Consider the following 15443-nt stretch of genomic DNA (forward strand, 5'->3'; position numbering starts at 1 on the left):
TTTCGTTTTGTGGAAACATCCAGACTTCGGTCCGGGGTGAGCGCGGTGTCCGAGGGGGCTCTTGACGGGTGCGTGGCGGGGAGTGAAGACTTCTTCAACAGATCGTTGAATTTCGTTACGCGGAAGTAAACGGTGGCTTGGAGAGGGGTCCGGGTGTCCGACGTCCGACTGGTGCTGCGCTCGACACGCGTCATCACCCCCGAAGGGGCCCGGCCCGCCTCGGTCGAGGTCGCCGACGGCAGGATCGCGGCCGTACGCGCCCACGACGCCGGCGTACCGGCGGGGGCCCGCCTGGAAGACCTCGGCGACGACGTCCTGCTGCCCGGCCTCGTCGACACCCACGTGCACGTCAACGACCCGGGCCGCACCGAGTGGGAGGGCTTCTGGACCGCCACGCGCGCGGCGGCCGCCGGCGGCGTCACGACCCTGATCGACATGCCGCTCAACTCGATCCCGCCCACCACGACGGTCGCCAACCTGCGCGTCAAGCAGGCCGTCGCCACGCCCAAGGCACACGTCGACGTCGGCTTCTGGGGCGGCGCCCTGCCCGACAACGTCGAGGACCTGCGCGCACTGCACGACGCCGGGGTCTTCGGCTTCAAGGCGTTCCTGTCGCCCTCCGGCGTCGAGGAGTTCCCCGAGCTCGACCGGGAGCAGCTGGGCCGCTCGCTCGCCGAGATCGCCGGGTTCGGCGGCCTGCTCGTCGTGCACGCGGAGGACCCGGGACGGCTCGCGGCCGCCCCGCAGAAGGGCGGCCGCAAGTACGCCGACTTCCTCGCCTCGCGGCCCCGGGACGCCGAGCACGCCGCCATCGGGGAACTGCTCGACCAGGCCCGCCGCCTGGACGCGCGCGTCCACGTGCTGCACCTGTCGTCCGCCGACGCGCTGCCGCTGATCGCCGCCGCCCGGCGGGACGGCGTCCGCGTCACGGTCGAGTCCTGCCCGCACTACCTCACCCTCACCGCGGAGGAGGTCCCGGACGGGGCGAGCGAGTTCAAGTGCTGCCCGCCCATCCGCGAGGCCGCCAACCGGGACGCGCTGTGGGCGGGGCTCGCCGACGGCACGATCGACTGCGTCGTCTCCGACCACTCGCCCTCCACCGCCGACCTGAAGACCGACGACTTCGCCACCGCCTGGGGCGGCATCTCCTCGCTGCAACTGGGCCTGCCGGCGATCTGGACCGAGGCCCGCCGGCGCGGCCACACCCTGGAGGACGTCGTCCGCTGGATGTCCGCCCGCCCCGCCGAACTGGCCGGACTCGACCGCAAGGGCGCCGTCGAGGCGGGCCGCGACGCCGACTTCGCGGTCCTCGCGCCCGACGAGACCTTCACCGTCGACGCCGCCGCGCTCCAGCACCGCAACCGGGTCACGGCGTACGCGGGCCGGACCCTGTACGGCGTCGTCAAGTCCACCTGGCTGCGCGGCGAGCGCATCGCCGCCGCCGACGGCTGGTTCCGCGAACCCTCCGGCCGACTCCTGGAAAGGAAGCGCTGATCACTGTGACGGCGATCCCCCGTTTCACCGGTGACGCCCGCCCCTACGCGGGCGGTGACCCGTACGCCGACTACCGCACCGCCGACTTCCCCTTCACCCGCCACGCCGACCTCGCCGACCGGCTGCTCGGCGCCGGTGTCGTCGCCGCCAACGACGAGTTCTTCGCGCAGCGCGAGAACCTGCTCGTGCCCGGGCGCGCCGAGTTCGACCCCGAGCGCTTCGGGCACAAGGGCAAGGTCATGGACGGCTGGGAGACCCGGCGCCGGCGCGGCGTCTCGGCCGACCACCCCTGGCCCGCCGACGACGACCACGACTGGGCGCTCGTACGGCTCGGCGCACCGGGCGTGATCCGGGGCATCGTCGTCGACACGGCCCACTTCCGCGGCAACCACCCCCAGGCCGTGTCGATCGAGGCCGCCTCCGTGCCCGGCACCCCCACGCCGGAGGAGCTGCTCGCCGACGACGTGAAGTGGACGACGCTGGTCCCGCGCACCCCGATCGGCGGCCACGCCGCCAACGGCTTCGAGGTGACGTCGCAGGAGCGCTTCACGCACCTGCGCGTCAACCAGTACCCCGACGGCGGCATCGCCCGGCTGCGCGTGCACGGCGAGGTCGTGCCCGACCGTGAGTGGCTGGCCGCGCTGGGCACCTTCGACGTCGTCGCCCTGGAGAACGGCGGCAGCGTCGAGGACGCCTCCGACCTCTTCTACTCGCCCGCCGCCCACACCATCCGCCCCGGCCGCTCCCGCAGGATGGACGACGGCTGGGAGACCCGGCGCCGCCGCGACCATGGCCACGACTGGATCCGCTACCGGCTCACCGCCCGCTCCGAGATCCGCGCCCTGGAGATCGACACCGCCTGCCTGAAGGGCAACAGCGCGGGCTGGGCGTCGGTGTCGGTACGGGACGGGGACGGCGAGAACGCCCCGTGGACCGAGGTGCTGCCCCGCACCCGCCTCCAGCCCGACACCAACCACCGCTTCGTCCTCCCGGCCCCGGCCGTCGGCACGCACGCGCGGATCGACATCCACCCCGACGGTGGCATCTCCCGCCTGCGGCTGTTCGGTTCGCTGACGCAACCGGCCGACGGGGGAGAGGACTGAGGCCGGGAACGGGCGGCAGGAGCCGCGGCGGAGTCGCGGCGGGTGGAGGGCGAGGGGCGGTGGTTCCCGAGGCGGGGCATCGGTCCCGCCTGACCCGGGGGCTGTGTTGACTCCCGGAAAAATCCTCCGGCCCATCGCGAAAAATTCAACGTTTTGACATTGACATGCCATGCTCTACGCGCGTCATGCTAAAGACATGAGATTCCCCCCACGCATCACTCGTACCGGCGCCCTCATCGCCCTCCTGTCGGGTCTGCTCGTCGGCGGCTCCGTGGCGTCACCCGCGAGCGCCGCACCCGCCGCGGCCACCGCACCCGCCGCGACCGCGGCCGTCGGCGACATCTGCTACAGCGCGCTGCCCTCGCAGGCGCACGACACGCTCGACCTGATCGAGGCGGGCGGCCCCTTCCCGTACGACCAGGACGGTGTCGTCTTCCAGAACCGGGAGGGCATCCTGCCCTCCCGGAGCTCCGGCTACTACCACGAGTACACGGTGATCACTCCCGGCTCCTCCACCCGCGGCGCCCGTCGCATCGTCACCGGTGAGGACTACCAGGAGGACTACTACACCGCCGACCACTACGCGTCGTTCGACCTGGTCGACTACGGCTGCTGACGGACCGTCGGGACCGGCCCGGCTCGCATCGACCGCGGTCGCCGGCGGCCTGGGCTGACGGGCCGATCGGGACCGTGGCTGTCGACCACCTGCCCGGGGCGCTCGCGACGCCGGCCGCCGGAGTCGGCCGTGCGGACTCCCCACAGTCCGTGCGGCCGCCCCGGCGGCGCGTGGTGCGGGGCTTTTCCCACGGCCCGCACGGGCGCTCCCGGCGAGGGGGCTCCCACGGTCTGCATGGTTGCGTCCGGCGAAGTGGGCATCCCCCGTGGCCCATGCGTTCGTGTCCGGCCGGGCCGACCTGCGTTCGTGTCCGGCCGGGCGGACTTTCCCCACGGTCCGCACGGGCGCATCCGGCAGCGGGTCGGTCAGCCGGGTCTCAGTCGGTCGGCGGCCGCGAAGAGCGCGCACGCCAGCACGAGCAGTCCGCCGCTCGCGTAGACCTCGTATCCGTCGAGGACGGCGAGCCGCTGGACGAGGCCCCAGCCGCGCGGCCATCCGAAGAGGGCGTGCGACAGGCCGATCAGGCCCTGCACCAGGGCCAGGAAACCGAGTACTTCCGCGATCCGTTTCACCCTCGAAATCCTCGCCCCGCGGACCCCTCACGTCATCGGCCGCGGGGCGAGGCGTACCCGGCGGAAGTCGCTATGCGAACCGGGATGCCGGGACGAAAGTCGGTGATCGCGCGACTTTGGTATCCGCGTCCGTGTGCGGGACGGCCGGGGCCGTCGTCGGCGCATAGATTGGGCGACCGTGAGCGAGGACGAACCAAGGCCGGGTGCCTGGACCACACCGGGACGGCGCCGCCTGCTGCCCTCCGCCGTGCTCACCGGGCTGGACCCGGACGTCCCGGGCCGGAGCGGACGTCCGCGCCGCACCGTGCGCGACTGGATCGTGGACGTCCTCTGCTTCCTGCTGTCCGTCCTCATCGGCGCCCTGGCCGCCGACACCGTGTCCGGCGACCCGAACACGCCGGACGCGCTGAAGGCCGTCGACCAGGCGCTCGGCGTCCTCGCCTGCGCCGCCGTCTGGCTGCGCAGGCGCCGTCCGGTCGAACTCGCGGTGGCGACGACCCTGGTCGGACTGGTCTCGAACACGGCCAGCGGCGCGATCCTCGTCGCCCTCTTCACGATCGCCGTGCACCGCCCCTTCCCCTACGTGGCCGCGATCGGCGGTGCCTCCCTGGCGCTGACCCCGCTCCTCTTCCTGCTGCGCCCCGACCCCGACCTGCCGTACCTCCCCTCCGTCGTCCTGACCGCCCTGCTGACCGGCACGGTCGTGGGCTGGGGCATGTTCGTGCGCTCCCGAAGACAGCTGCTGCTGAGCCTGCGGGACCGGGCGCGGCGGGCCGAGACGGAGGCCGCGCTGCGGGTGGAGCGGGCGCAGCGGCTGGCCCGGGAGGCCATCGCGCGCGAGATGCACGACGTGCTGGCCCACCGGCTGACGCTGCTCAGCGTGCACGCGGGCGCGCTGGAGTTCCGGCCGGACGCGTCGCGGGAGGAGGTCGTCCGGGCGGCCGGGGTGATCCGCGAGAGCGCGCACGAGGCGCTGGAGGATCTGCGGGAGATCATCGGAGTGCTGCGGGCCGGCGAGTCCGGCGACGAGGCCGGGCGCCCGCAGCCGACGCTCGCGGCGCTTCAAGGGCTGGTCGCCGAGTCCCGCGAGGCCGGCATGGGGGTCGTCCTGGAGGACCGCGTGGCCGATCCGGGCGCCGTGCCCGCCTCCGTGGGGCGCACCGCGTACCGCGTCGCCCAGGAGGGACTGACCAACGCGCGCAAGCACGCGCCCGGCGCGGAGGTCACCGTGGCCGTCGCGGGCGCCCCCGGCGACGGTCTCGTCCTGACCGTCCGCAACCCGCCCCCGCCGGGCCCGGTCCCGCGCGTCCCGGGCTCCGGCCAGGGCCTCATCGGCCTGACGGAACGGGTGACGCTGGCGGGCGGCCGCCTCATCCACGGCGGCCGGCCGGACGGCGGCTTCGAGGTCCGGGCCGAGCTGCCCTGGGAGGGCTGAGGTGCCGGTCCGAACTACCCGGGAAAGACTGAGGAACCATTCCGAACCGCCCCCGCGGGGCGGGGGACTGAGGGGTGGATCGCTCCGGCCGGGCCGAGGAACCGGACCGCCCCGGACGGATCGAGGGACTGAACCGTTCCTGCCGGGCCGGGGGACCGGGCTGCCCCGGTCGGATCGAGGGACTGAACCGTTCCTGCCGGGCCGAGGAACTGGACCGCCCCGGACGGATCGAGGGACTGAACCGTTCCTGCCGGGCCGGGGGACCGGGCTGCCCCGGTCGGACCGAGGGACCGAACCGTTCCGTACCGACCGAGGGACTGGGCAGCTGCGGACGCGGACCGAGGGACCGGGTGACTCCGCGGACGAGGCGAAGGGCCGGACCGCTGCGGACGGGGCGGGCGGACCGGGCCGGCGGGGGTTGTCCACAGGCTTCTTCGTGATCTCCCGAATCGTGGTTACGTGGCCCCATGACTGTGATCCGGCTGCTTCTCGTCGACGACGACCCGCTGGTCCGAGCGGGCCTGGCCCTCATGCTGGGCGGCGCGGAGGACATCGAGATCGTGGGCGAGGCCGCCGACGGCGACGAGGTCGCGGCGCTGGTCGACCGCGCCCGGCCCGACGTGGTGCTGATGGACATCCGGATGCCGACGGTGGACGGCCTGACCGCCACCGAACTGCTCAGGAGCCGCGAGGACGCGCCCCAGGTCGTCGTCCTCACCACCTTCCACGCCGACGAGCAGGTGCTGCGGGCGCTGCGTGCCGGGGCGGCCGGCTTCGTCCTCAAGGACACCCCGCCCGCCGAGATCGTCGACGCGGTGCGCAAGGTCGCGGCGGGCGACCCCGTGCTCTCGCCCACCGTCACCCGTCAGCTGGTGCGGCACGCCGTCGGCACCGGCCCGGACACCCGCCGCGCGGACGCCCGCGCCCGGCTCGCCGTCCTCAACGACCGGGAGCGCGAGGTGGCCGTCACGGTCGGCCAGGGAAGATCGAACGCGGAGATCGCCGCCGCGCTGTACATGAGCGTCGCCACCGTCAAGACCCACGTCTCCCGCATCCTCGCCAAACTGGGCCTGAACAACCGCGTGCAGATCGCCCTGTTGACGTACGACGCCGGACTCCTCGACGGGCACGACGGGCACGACGGGTACGAAGGGCGCGCCGGGCGCGGTGGACATGACGGACGCGGTGGACGCGACGGGCACGCGGGGGACGCAAGCGCGGCGGACGGGCACTAGCGGCGGACGCGACGCGTTGACGGAGAAAGGCCGTGTCCGAGGGGACGAGGGGGAACCGATGACGGACCTGATCGATCTGGGGAAGTACGGACCGGAGTTCACCGAGAACCCGCATCCGGTCTACGCGGAGCTGCGGGCCCTCGGGCCGGTGCACCGGGTACGGCTGCCGCCGCCCGGTGAGCACGTGGAGACCTGGCTCGTCGTCGGCCACGAGGAGGCGCGGGCGGCGCTCGCCGACTCCCGGCTGGCCAAGGACAGCAGGAAGCTCGGGCTCAGCTTTCTCGACGAGGAGCTGATCGGCACGCATCTGCTGATCGCCGATCCGCCGCAGCACACCAGGCTGCGTTCGCTGGTCACCCGGGAGTTCACCGGCCGCCGGGTGGCGGCGCTGGCGCCGCGCGTCCAGCGCATCGCCGACGACCTGCTCGACGCGATGCTGCCGCTCGGCCGCGCCGACCTCGTGGACTCCTTCGCGTATCCGCTGCCGCTGACCGTCATCTGCGAGCTGCTCGGGGTGCCGGAGTCCGACCGGTCCCGGTTCCGCGCCCTGTCCACCGAGGTGGTGGCGCCCTCCGGGCTCGACACCGAGCACGAGGCCTTCACCCGGTTCGCCGACTACCTCACCGAGCTGATCGAGGACAAGCGCTGCTCCCCGCCCTCGGACGACCTGCTGGGCAGCCTGATCCGCACCACCGCCGAGGACGGCGACCGGCTGTCGATGGGCGAGCTGCGCGGCATGGCCTTCCTGCTGCTGGTCGCCGGGCACGAGACGACGGTCAACCTCATCACGAGCGCCGTGCGCGCCCTGCTCACGCACCCGGACCAGCTCGCCGCGCTGCGCGCCGACACGAGCCTGCTCGACGGAGCGGTCGAGGAGACCCTGCGCTGGGAGGGGCCGGTGGAGAACACGACGTTCCGGTACGCCGCCGAGCCTCTGGAGATCGGCGGCACGGCCATCCCGGCGGGCGAGCCGGTGCTGATCGGCCTGGCCTCGGCCGACCGCGACGCGGGGCGCCACGCCGAGCCCGACCGCTTCGACATCCGGCGCGACGCCCGCGGCCACATGGCGTTCGGGCACGGCATCCACTACTGCCTGGGCGCTCCGCTGGCCCGCCTCGAAGCCCGGATCGCGCTGCGCACCCTGTTGGAGCGCTGCCCGGACCTGGCCCTGGACGGCCCGCCGTCCGGCTGGCTCCCGGGCATGCTGATACGGGGGGTGCGGCACCTGCCGGTGCGGTGGTAGACGGCGGCGCCGACGTGACGGGTGCGCGGCGGAGGAACCGGCGGCAGATCCGCCGCCGGCGGCCCCTCCTCACTCCCGTCCGCCCGGGACCTCCGCCAGGTGCACGGGCCTGCGTTCGCGGCGCGACAGTTCGCAGGCCTCGGCGATGCGGAGGGCGTGCAGGGCCTCCCGGCCGTCGCACGGGTTGGCCCGCTCCCCGCAGAGCACCCCGACGAACGCGGCCAGTTCGGCCTCGTACGCCGGGCCGAAGCGCTCCAGGAAGCCGGTCCAGGGCTTGTCCGCGGGCGGTGGTCCGGCCGGTTCCGTGGACGCGATCGGCGTGCGGTCGTCCAGGCCCACCGCGATCTGGTCCAGCTCGCCGGCCAGCTCCATGCGCACGTCGTAGCCCGCGCCGTTCATCCGGGTCGCCGTCACCGTGGCGAGCGTGCCGTCGTCGAGGGTGAGGACGGCCGCCGCGGTGGAGACGTCCCGCGCCCGGCGGAACATCGGAGGGCCGGCGTCGGACCCCGTCGCGTACACCTCGGTGACCTCGCGGCCCGTCACCCATCGGAGCATGTCGAAGTCGTGGACCGAGCAGTCGCGGTACAGGCCGCCGGAGAGCGGGAGGTAGCCGGCCGGCGGGGGCGCCGGGTCGGACGTCGCCGCCCGTACGGTGTGCAGCCGCCCGAGCCGGCCCGCGCGCACCGCCTCGCGCGCGGCGGTGTACCCGGCGTCGAAGCGGCGCTGGAAGCCCAGCTGCAGCACGGTCCCGGCGGCCTCGACCTCGGCGAGCGCGGCGAGCGTGCCGGACAGGTCGAGGGCGATCGGCTTCTCGCAGAACACCGGCAGGCCCGCCCGCGCCGCCCGGCCGATCAGCTCGGCGTGGGCGGCCGTGGCCGCCGTGACGACGACCGCGTCCACCCCCCAGGTGAAGATCTCGTCAATTCCGGGGGCCAGCGTGGCGCCGAGCCGGTCGGCGAGTTCGGCGGCCCGGGCCCGGTCCGGATCGGTGACGATGAGCGAGCCCACATCACGGTGGCGGCTGAGCGTGGTCGCGTGGTGCGTGCCGATACGACCCGTTCCGATGAGTCCGATGCGCATGGCAACAAAGTGCTGGCGCGTCCGGCGACCTGTCAATGGTTTGTCCGGACAATCGAACTTCACAACTTCCCGTCATCCTGCCCCGGAGCTACGCTCGGCCCGTGCCCAAACCAGAAGTGGACCCGACCGTCTCGCTCCGGCTCGGCGTCGACCGCACCAGTCCGGTCCCGCTGTACTTCCAGCTGTCGCAGCAGCTGGAGACCGCCATCGAGCGCGGCGAGCTGACGCCCGGCAGCCTGCTGGGCAACGAGATCGAGCTCGCCGGCCGGCTCGGCCTGTCCCGGCCCACGGTCCGCCAGGCCATCCAGTCCCTGGTCGACAAGGGACTGCTCGTGCGCCGCCGGGGCGTCGGCACGCAGGTCGTGCACAGCCAGGTCAAGCGCCCGATGGAGCTGACCAGCCTCTACGACGACCTGGAGGCGGCCGGGCAGCGCCCGGCGACCCGGCTCCTGGCCAACACCCTCGTACCGGCGTCCGCCGAGGTCGCGGCCGCCCTCGGGGTGGCCGAGGGCAGCGAGGTGCACCGCATCGAGCGGCTGCGCCTGGCCCACGGCGAGCCCGTGGCGCACCTGCGCAACCACCTGCCCGTCGGGCTGTTCGACCTGGACGGCGACCGGCTGGAGAGCACCGGTCTGTACCGGCTGATGCGGGCCGCCGGCATCACCCTGCACAGCGCCCGCCAGTCCGTCGGGGCGCGCACCGCCACCGCCGCGGAGGGCGACCGGCTCGACGAGCGCGAGGGCGCCCCGCTGCTCACCATGAGGCGGACCACCTTCGACGACACCGGCCGGGCCGTCGAGTACGGCGATCACACCTACCGTGCGTCGAGGTATTCCTTCGAGTTCCAGCTGCTCGTACGATCCTGAGCGCCGCCGTGCGCTTCCGGGCGCCGTGAGGGGTGCCTCCGGGCGTTTCCGGGCTTTTCCGGACGCTCTCGGGTTCTCCTGGGCGCGTCCGGGCGAACCTCCGGGGAGCCCCGGACAGGACTCCGGGGCTCCCCGGACATCCGCCGGACGGCCTGCGGAGGGTGTCCGGGCATCCGCCGGACGGTCTGCGGAGGGTGTCCGGGCATCCGCCGGACGGTCTGCGGAGGGTGTCCGGGAGGTCTCCGGACGGTCCGGGGGCGTCTCCGCGTCGTCCCGCGGACGGTCCTGCGGCCGTTTCCGGACGGCCCCCGGGGGCCGCCGCCGCGGGCGCCGGAGCAGCGCGGGGCGGTACCCGATGGCCGGGTCCGTGACCCTTGTGTCCGATACTTGGGCCCGACCAGACATCACGGCAAGAAAAGGGGCGCGGCCTCGTGGCACGGTTCAGGACCTGGGTGAGTATCGCGGTGGCAGGGGTGCTCGGCCTGTCCTTGGCAGGCTGCAGCAGTACGGGGGGCAAGCGCGCCGAGGACGCCCGCAAGGCGGCCGCGGCCGAGGGGAAGGCAGCGGTGAACACGCCCCGCTGGACCTTCGCGATGATCACCCACTCCGGCGACGGCGACACCTTCTGGGACATCGTCCAGAACGGCGCCAAGCAGGCGGCCGTGAAGGACAACATCAAGTTCCTGTACTCGCACAACGACGAGGCCCAGCAGCAGGCGCAGCTGGTCGACGCCGCCGTGGACAAGGGCGTCGACGGCATCATCGTCACGCTCGCCAAGCCCGACGCGATGAAGGCCGCCGTGGCCCGGGCCGAGAAGGCCGGCATCCCCGTGATCACCGTGAACTCCGGCTCGGCCGAGTCCAAGGAGTTCGGCGCGCTCACGCACATCGGCCAGGACGAGTCCATCGCGGGCGAGGCCGTCGGCGAGGAGCTGAACGAGCGCAAGAAGAAGAAGGCCCTGTGCGTGCTGCACGAGCAGGGCAACGTCGGCCACGAGCAGCGCTGCGCCGGTGTGAAGAAGACCTTCGACGGCACGGTGCAGAACCTGTACGTCGACGGCACCAACATGCCCGACGTGCAGGCCGCCATCGGCGCCAAGCTCCAGGCGGACGACTCCATCGACACCGTCGTCACGCTCGGCGCGCCCTTCGCGGACACCGCCGTCAAGGCCAGGGACGACGCCGGCAGCAAGGCCGAGATCGACACCTTCGACCTGAACGCCAAGGTCGCCGCGAAGCTCAAGGACGGCACGCTCGGCTTCGCCGTCGACCAGCAGCCCTACCTCCAGGGCTACCAGGCCGTCGACCTGCTGTGGCTGTACAAGTACAACGCGGACGTCCTCGGCGGCGGCCGGCCGGTGCTCACCGGACCGCAGATCATCACCAAGGACGACGCGGCGGACCTGCAGGAGTACGCGGAGCGTGGCACCCGATGACCGCCACCGCACCCGCCCCCACGCCGTCGCCCTCGCCGGACACCGGCGCGCACGCCGACGAGCGCCTGCTGAAGCGGTCGCCGCTGCGCAAGCTGCTCGGCCGCCCCGAGCTGGGCTCGATCGTCGGCGCCGTCGCCGTCTTCGTCTTCTTCGCGATCTTCGCGGACAGCTTCCTGAAGGCGTCCAGCCTCAGCACGGTCCTGTACGCCTCCTCGACCATCGGCATCATGGCCGTCCCCGTCGCCCTGCTGATGATCGGCGGCGAGTTCGACCTGTCGGCGGGCGTCATGGTGACCACCTCCGCGCTGGTCTCCTCGATGTTCAGCTTCCAGATGACCGCCAACACCTGGGTCGGTGTCGGGGTGTCGCTGCTGGTCACCCTGGCGATCGGCGTCTTCAACGGCGTCATGCTCACCCGTACCGACCCACCCAGTTTCATCATCACGCTGGGCACGTTCCTGATGCTGACGGGCCTGAACCTCGGCCTGACCAAGCTGATCAGCGGCACCGTCTCCACGAAGACCATCGCCGACATGGAGGGCTTCCCCTCCGCCAAGGCCGTCTTCGCCTCCACGCTCACGGTCGGCGGCGTCGACTTCAAGATCACTATTCTGTGGTGGCTGGCCTTCGTCGTGATCGCCACCTGGATCCTGCTGCGCACCCGCGTCGGCAACTGGATCTTCGCCGTCGGCGGTGACGAGAAGGCCGCCCGCGCGGTCGGCGTCCCGGTGGACAAGACCAAGATCGGCCTCTACATGGGCGTCGCGTTCGGCGCCTGGGTCTCCGGCCAGCACCTGCTGTTCTCGTTCGACACGGTGCAGTCCGGCGAGGGCGTCGGCAACGAGCTGATCTACATCATCGCGGCCGTCATCGGCGGCTGCCTGATCACCGGCGGGTACGGTTCCGCCGTCGGCGCCGCGGTCGGCGCCCTGATCTTCGGCATGACCAGCAAGGGCATCGTCTTCGCCGAGTGGAACCCCGACTGGTTCAAGTTCTTCCTCGGAGCGATGCTGCTCCTCGCGACCCTGCTCAACGCCTGGGTCCGCAAGCGCGCGGAGGCCACGAAATGACGCAGACCGCAGAGCGTACGGAGGCCGGGGAGCGCACGGCGCTGGTGGAGCTCGACTCCGTCAGCAAGTACTACGGCAACATCCGCGCCCTCGAAGGGGTCTCCCTGGAGGTGCACGCCGGGGAGATCAGCTGCGTCCTCGGCGACAACGGCGCGGGCAAGTCGACGCTCATCAAGATCATCGCCGGGCTGCACCGGCACGACGGCGGCACGTTCCGCATCGAGGGCGAGGAGACGAGCCTGTCGTCGCCGCGCGAGGCCCTGGACCGGGGCATCGCCACGGTCTACCAGGACCTCGCGGTCGTGCCGCTGATGCCGGTGTGGCGCAACTTCTTCCTCGGCTCCGAGCCGACGAAGGGCACCGGGCCCTTCAAGCGGATGGACGTCGAGTTCATGCGCCGCACGACCCGTGCGGAGCTGCTGCGCATGGGCATCGACCTGCGCGACGTGGACCAGCCCATCGGCACGCTGTCGGGCGGTGAGCGCCAGTGCGTGGCGATCGCCCGCGCCGTGTACTTCGGCGCGAAGGTGCTCGTGCTCGACGAGCCGACCGCCGCGCTGGGCGTGAAGCAGTCGGGCGTCGTCCTGAAGTACGTCGCCGCCGCGCGCGACGCCGGTCTGGGTGTCGTCCTGATCACCCACAACCCGCACCACGCCTACCTCGTCGGCGACCGCTTCGTCCTGCTCAAGCGCGGCACGATGTCGGGCAGCCACACCCGCGACGGGATCACCCTCGACGAGCTGACCCGCCAGATGGCGGGCGGCAACGAGCTGGACGACCTCCGGCACGAGCTGGAGCGGGCCCCGGCACCGGCGCACCTCGGCGCGGTCGCCGACGGGGCCGACGGGACCGGCGGGACCGGGGAGAAGCAGGAGAAGCAGGAGAAGCAGAAGGACGGCGGCCGGTAGACGCCCGGCCGTCCCGGCCGGCCTCCGGGCCCGGTCGTCCCCGACCGGGCCCGGAGGCCGACCGGGACCATACCCCCGCAGGGCCCGGCCGTGGAGCGGCCGGGCCCTGCGTGCGTCGCCCTTCCGGACCCGTGTCGCGTCCGGACCGAGGTGCCGCCCTCCCGGTGCCGCCGCGTTCACGACGGACCTCCCGGTGCCGCGGCGCTCACGACCGGCCTCCCGGGTGCCGCCGCGCTCGCGGCAGGGCGGCGGGGGCCGTTCGCGGGGCCGCGGCGGAGGGCCCGCGCCCGCGGTGGACGGCGGTGTCCCGGCGGCCGGCGTCCCGCGCGGCGGGCGGGCCGCGGACCGGGGACCGTCCCCGTACCGGGGAGCGGCGCCGCGGGCACCCCGCGGCGCCGCCGTGCACCGGCCGAGGCCCGTGAGGCAGAATCGGGGACCACGGCGGGCTCCGGCCCGTCAGGACCCGATCACCACCTAGGGACGATACGACTCGTGCGAGCACCCAGCCGCCCCCACCGCCGACAGCCGTCAGCGGGAGCCGCCCGATGAGCACCTACCGCGACCTCGCCCTGCCCCGGGCCCTCGGCTCCGCGCGGACGGGCGGCGCCCCCATCGGATCCCGGCGGGCCACCGTCCTGCGGACCGTCGGTCCCCGGGAGCGCCGCTCGCACCTGACGGCCCCCCGCGTGCCCACCGTCGGCATCGACATCGGCGGCACGAAGGTGATGGCGGGCGTCGTCGACGCCGACGGCACCATCCTGGAGAAGGTCCGCACCGAGACCCCGGACAAGTCCAAGAGCCCCAAGGTCGTCGAGGACACCATCGTCGAACTGGTCCTGGACCTCTCCGACCGGCACGACGTGCACGCGGTGGGCATCGGCGCGGCCGGCTGGGTCGACGCCGACCGCAGCAACGTCCTGTTCGCCCCCCACCTGAACTGGCGCAACGAGCCGCTGCGCGACCGCCTCGCGGGCCGCCTCGCCGTCCCGGTCATGGTCGACAACGACGCCAACACCGCCGCCTGGGCGGAGTGGCGCTTCGGCGCGGGACGCGGCGAGGACCACCTCGTGATGATCACGCTCGGTACCGGCATCGGCGGCGCCATCCTGGAGGACGGCCAGGTCAAGCGGGGCAGGTTCGGCGTCGCGGGCGAGTTCGGCCATATGCAGGTCGTGCCCGGCGGCCACCGCTGCCCGTGCGGCAACCGCGGCTGCTGGGAGCAGTACAGCTCCGGCAACGCGCTGGTCCGCGAGGCCCGCGAGCTCGCCGCCGCCGACTCCCCGGTGGCGTACGGGATCATCGACCGCGTCCAGGGCAACATCCCCGAGATCACCGGCCCCCTCATCACCGAGCTGGCCCGCGAGGGCGACGCGATGTGCGTCGAGCTCCTCCAGGACATCGGCCAGTGGCTCGGCGTGGGCATCGCCAACCTCGCGGCCGCCCTCGACCCCTCCTGCTTCGTCATCGGCGGCGGGGTCAGCGCGGCCGACGACCTGCTGATCGGCCCCGCCCGGGACGCCTTCCGGCGCCACCTGACCGGCCGCGGCTACCGCCCCGAGGCCCGTATCGCCCGCGCCCAGCTCGGCCCCGAGGCCGGCATGGTCGGCGCGGCGGACCTCGCCCGCCTCGTCGCCCGCCGCTTCCGGCGCGCCAAGCGCCGCCGGGTGGAGCGCTACGAGCGGTACGAGCGCTACTCCGACGCGCGCCGCGCCGCCCAGGGGTCGGGGTCGCTGTGACCACCTCCCTGCCGCACCAGGCGTCACCGCCGGACGAGCCGCCCCGGCCCCCCGAGAGCCGGGGCCGCCGGATCCGCCGCCGCGCGCTCACCCTGCTGATCATCGTGCTGCTCATCGGCGTACCGGCCGGCTACCTGGTCATCTCCGCCAACCAGAGCCGCGACAGCGGCCGGGACAAGGAGGAGAAGTACTCGGCCACCGGCCTCACCGAGGGCTGGCCCTCGCGCGTGCAGCGCCGCCTGTACCGGGTGCCCATTCCGGGGTACTCGCGGGAGGTCGCGTACTACGAGACGAACAACTGGAAGACCAGTCGCCTCTACGCGCAGTTCCTGACCAGCAACGACGGCCTGGACACGTTCCTGAAGAACATCGGCTCCAGCCGCGAGGCACTGAAGAAGGACGACATCGCCGTCAGCGCGCGGGACCGCAGGATCGTCGGCTGGGAGTTCACCGGCTCCGGCCCCTGGTGGGGGCTGACGCACGAGCGCGAGGACCCGGCGCCCACGCAGGACATCGTGGTGAACTGGTCCGACCCCGAGCACCCCATGGTCTACGTGGTCTCCAGGACGACACCCTGAGCCGCGTTCCCCCGCCCGCCCGGGCGCCGGAGCCGATTGTCAGACCCCGCCCGTAGAGTCGTGGACGCCGG

General features: G+C 73.2%; 14 protein-coding genes. 12 read left to right on the forward strand and 2 right to left on the reverse strand.

Going from position 1 to position 15443, the window contains the following annotated elements; translation table 11 throughout:
- The first annotated feature begins 153 nt into the window (after positions 1-153).
- The 3 genes from allB (at position 154) to IE271_RS26995 (ending at position 3213) form a co-directional block, all read left to right on the forward strand.
- Complete coding sequence (gene allB / locus IE271_RS26985) at positions 154-1494, forward strand: allantoinase AllB (RefSeq protein ID WP_190193040.1); 1341 nt, start codon at positions 154-156, stop codon at positions 1492-1494.
- Between the two features lie 5 nt (positions 1495-1499).
- On the forward strand, positions 1500-2597 hold the full coding sequence (gene alc / locus IE271_RS26990; RefSeq protein ID WP_190193041.1) for an allantoicase: 1098 nt from the start codon (positions 1500-1502) through the stop codon (positions 2595-2597).
- A 196-nt stretch (positions 2598-2793) separates the two neighbouring features.
- Positions 2794-3213 (forward strand): guanyl-specific ribonuclease, encoded by a 420-nt coding sequence (locus IE271_RS26995; RefSeq protein WP_190193042.1) that lies wholly within the window; start codon positions 2794-2796, stop codon positions 3211-3213.
- 365 nt (positions 3214-3578) lie between these two features.
- Here IE271_RS26995 and IE271_RS27000 read toward each other — a convergent pair whose 3' ends face one another.
- Positions 3579-3785 (reverse strand): hypothetical protein, encoded by a 207-nt coding sequence (locus tag IE271_RS27000; protein ID WP_190193043.1) that lies wholly within the window; start codon positions 3783-3785, stop codon positions 3579-3581.
- Between the two features lie 178 nt (positions 3786-3963).
- On the opposite strand from IE271_RS27000, the gene IE271_RS27005 reads away from it, so the two are divergent.
- From IE271_RS27005 to IE271_RS27015, 3 genes are all read left to right on the forward strand, one after another.
- Positions 3964-5220, forward strand: a complete 1257-nt coding sequence (locus tag IE271_RS27005) for a histidine kinase (protein WP_190193044.1) — start codon at positions 3964-3966, stop codon at positions 5218-5220.
- Between the two features lie 467 nt (positions 5221-5687).
- Positions 5688-6455 carry a response regulator transcription factor gene (locus IE271_RS27010; protein ID WP_190193045.1) on the forward strand — a complete coding sequence of 256 codons (768 nt, stop codon included), beginning with the start codon at positions 5688-5690 and terminating at the stop codon, positions 6453-6455.
- Between the two features lie 58 nt (positions 6456-6513).
- Entirely contained in the window at positions 6514-7698 is a 1185-nt protein-coding gene (locus IE271_RS27015) for a cytochrome P450 family protein (protein WP_190193046.1), read from the forward strand.
- 69 nt (positions 7699-7767) lie between these two features.
- Here the strand turns inward: IE271_RS27015 and IE271_RS27020 are convergent, their stop codons facing one another.
- Positions 7768-8778 (reverse strand): Gfo/Idh/MocA family protein, encoded by a 1011-nt coding sequence (locus IE271_RS27020; protein ID WP_190193047.1) that lies wholly within the window; start codon positions 8776-8778, stop codon positions 7768-7770.
- A gap of 116 nt (positions 8779-8894) precedes the next feature.
- Between IE271_RS27020 and IE271_RS27025 the strand changes: the two genes are divergently transcribed.
- The 6 genes from IE271_RS27025 to IE271_RS27050 all read left to right on the forward strand — a co-directional run bounded on the left by IE271_RS27025 (position 8895) and on the right by IE271_RS27050 (position 15372).
- On the forward strand, positions 8895-9644 hold the full coding sequence (locus IE271_RS27025) for a GntR family transcriptional regulator (protein WP_229919586.1): 750 nt from the start codon (positions 8895-8897) through the stop codon (positions 9642-9644).
- Between the two features lie 431 nt (positions 9645-10075).
- The gene (locus tag IE271_RS27030; protein WP_190193049.1) at positions 10076-11080 is read left to right on the forward strand and encodes a sugar ABC transporter substrate-binding protein; all 1005 of its coding nucleotides are present in this window, start codon (positions 10076-10078) and stop codon (positions 11078-11080) included.
- A complete protein-coding gene (locus tag IE271_RS27035; RefSeq protein WP_190193050.1) occupies positions 11077-12150 on the forward strand; it encodes an ABC transporter permease in 1074 nt (357 codons plus the stop codon). The genes IE271_RS27030 and IE271_RS27035 overlap by 4 nt, the downstream gene beginning before the upstream one ends.
- Positions 12147-13058 (forward strand): ATP-binding cassette domain-containing protein, encoded by a 912-nt coding sequence (locus tag IE271_RS27040; protein ID WP_229919585.1) that lies wholly within the window; start codon positions 12147-12149, stop codon positions 13056-13058. The genes IE271_RS27035 and IE271_RS27040 overlap by 4 nt, the downstream gene beginning before the upstream one ends.
- A gap of 545 nt (positions 13059-13603) precedes the next feature.
- On the forward strand, positions 13604-14794 hold the full coding sequence (locus IE271_RS27045; protein WP_190193051.1) for an ROK family glucokinase: 1191 nt from the start codon (positions 13604-13606) through the stop codon (positions 14792-14794).
- The gene (locus IE271_RS27050; protein WP_190193052.1) at positions 14791-15372 is read left to right on the forward strand and encodes a sugar kinase; all 582 of its coding nucleotides are present in this window, start codon (positions 14791-14793) and stop codon (positions 15370-15372) included. Before IE271_RS27045 ends, IE271_RS27050 begins: the two co-directional genes overlap by 4 nt.
- The last annotated feature ends 71 nt before the right edge of the window (positions 15373-15443 follow it).

It is taken from the genome of Streptomyces minutiscleroticus (genome assembly GCF_014650875.1).
Lineage (GTDB): Bacteria > Actinomycetota > Actinomycetes > Streptomycetales > Streptomycetaceae > Streptomyces > Streptomyces minutiscleroticus.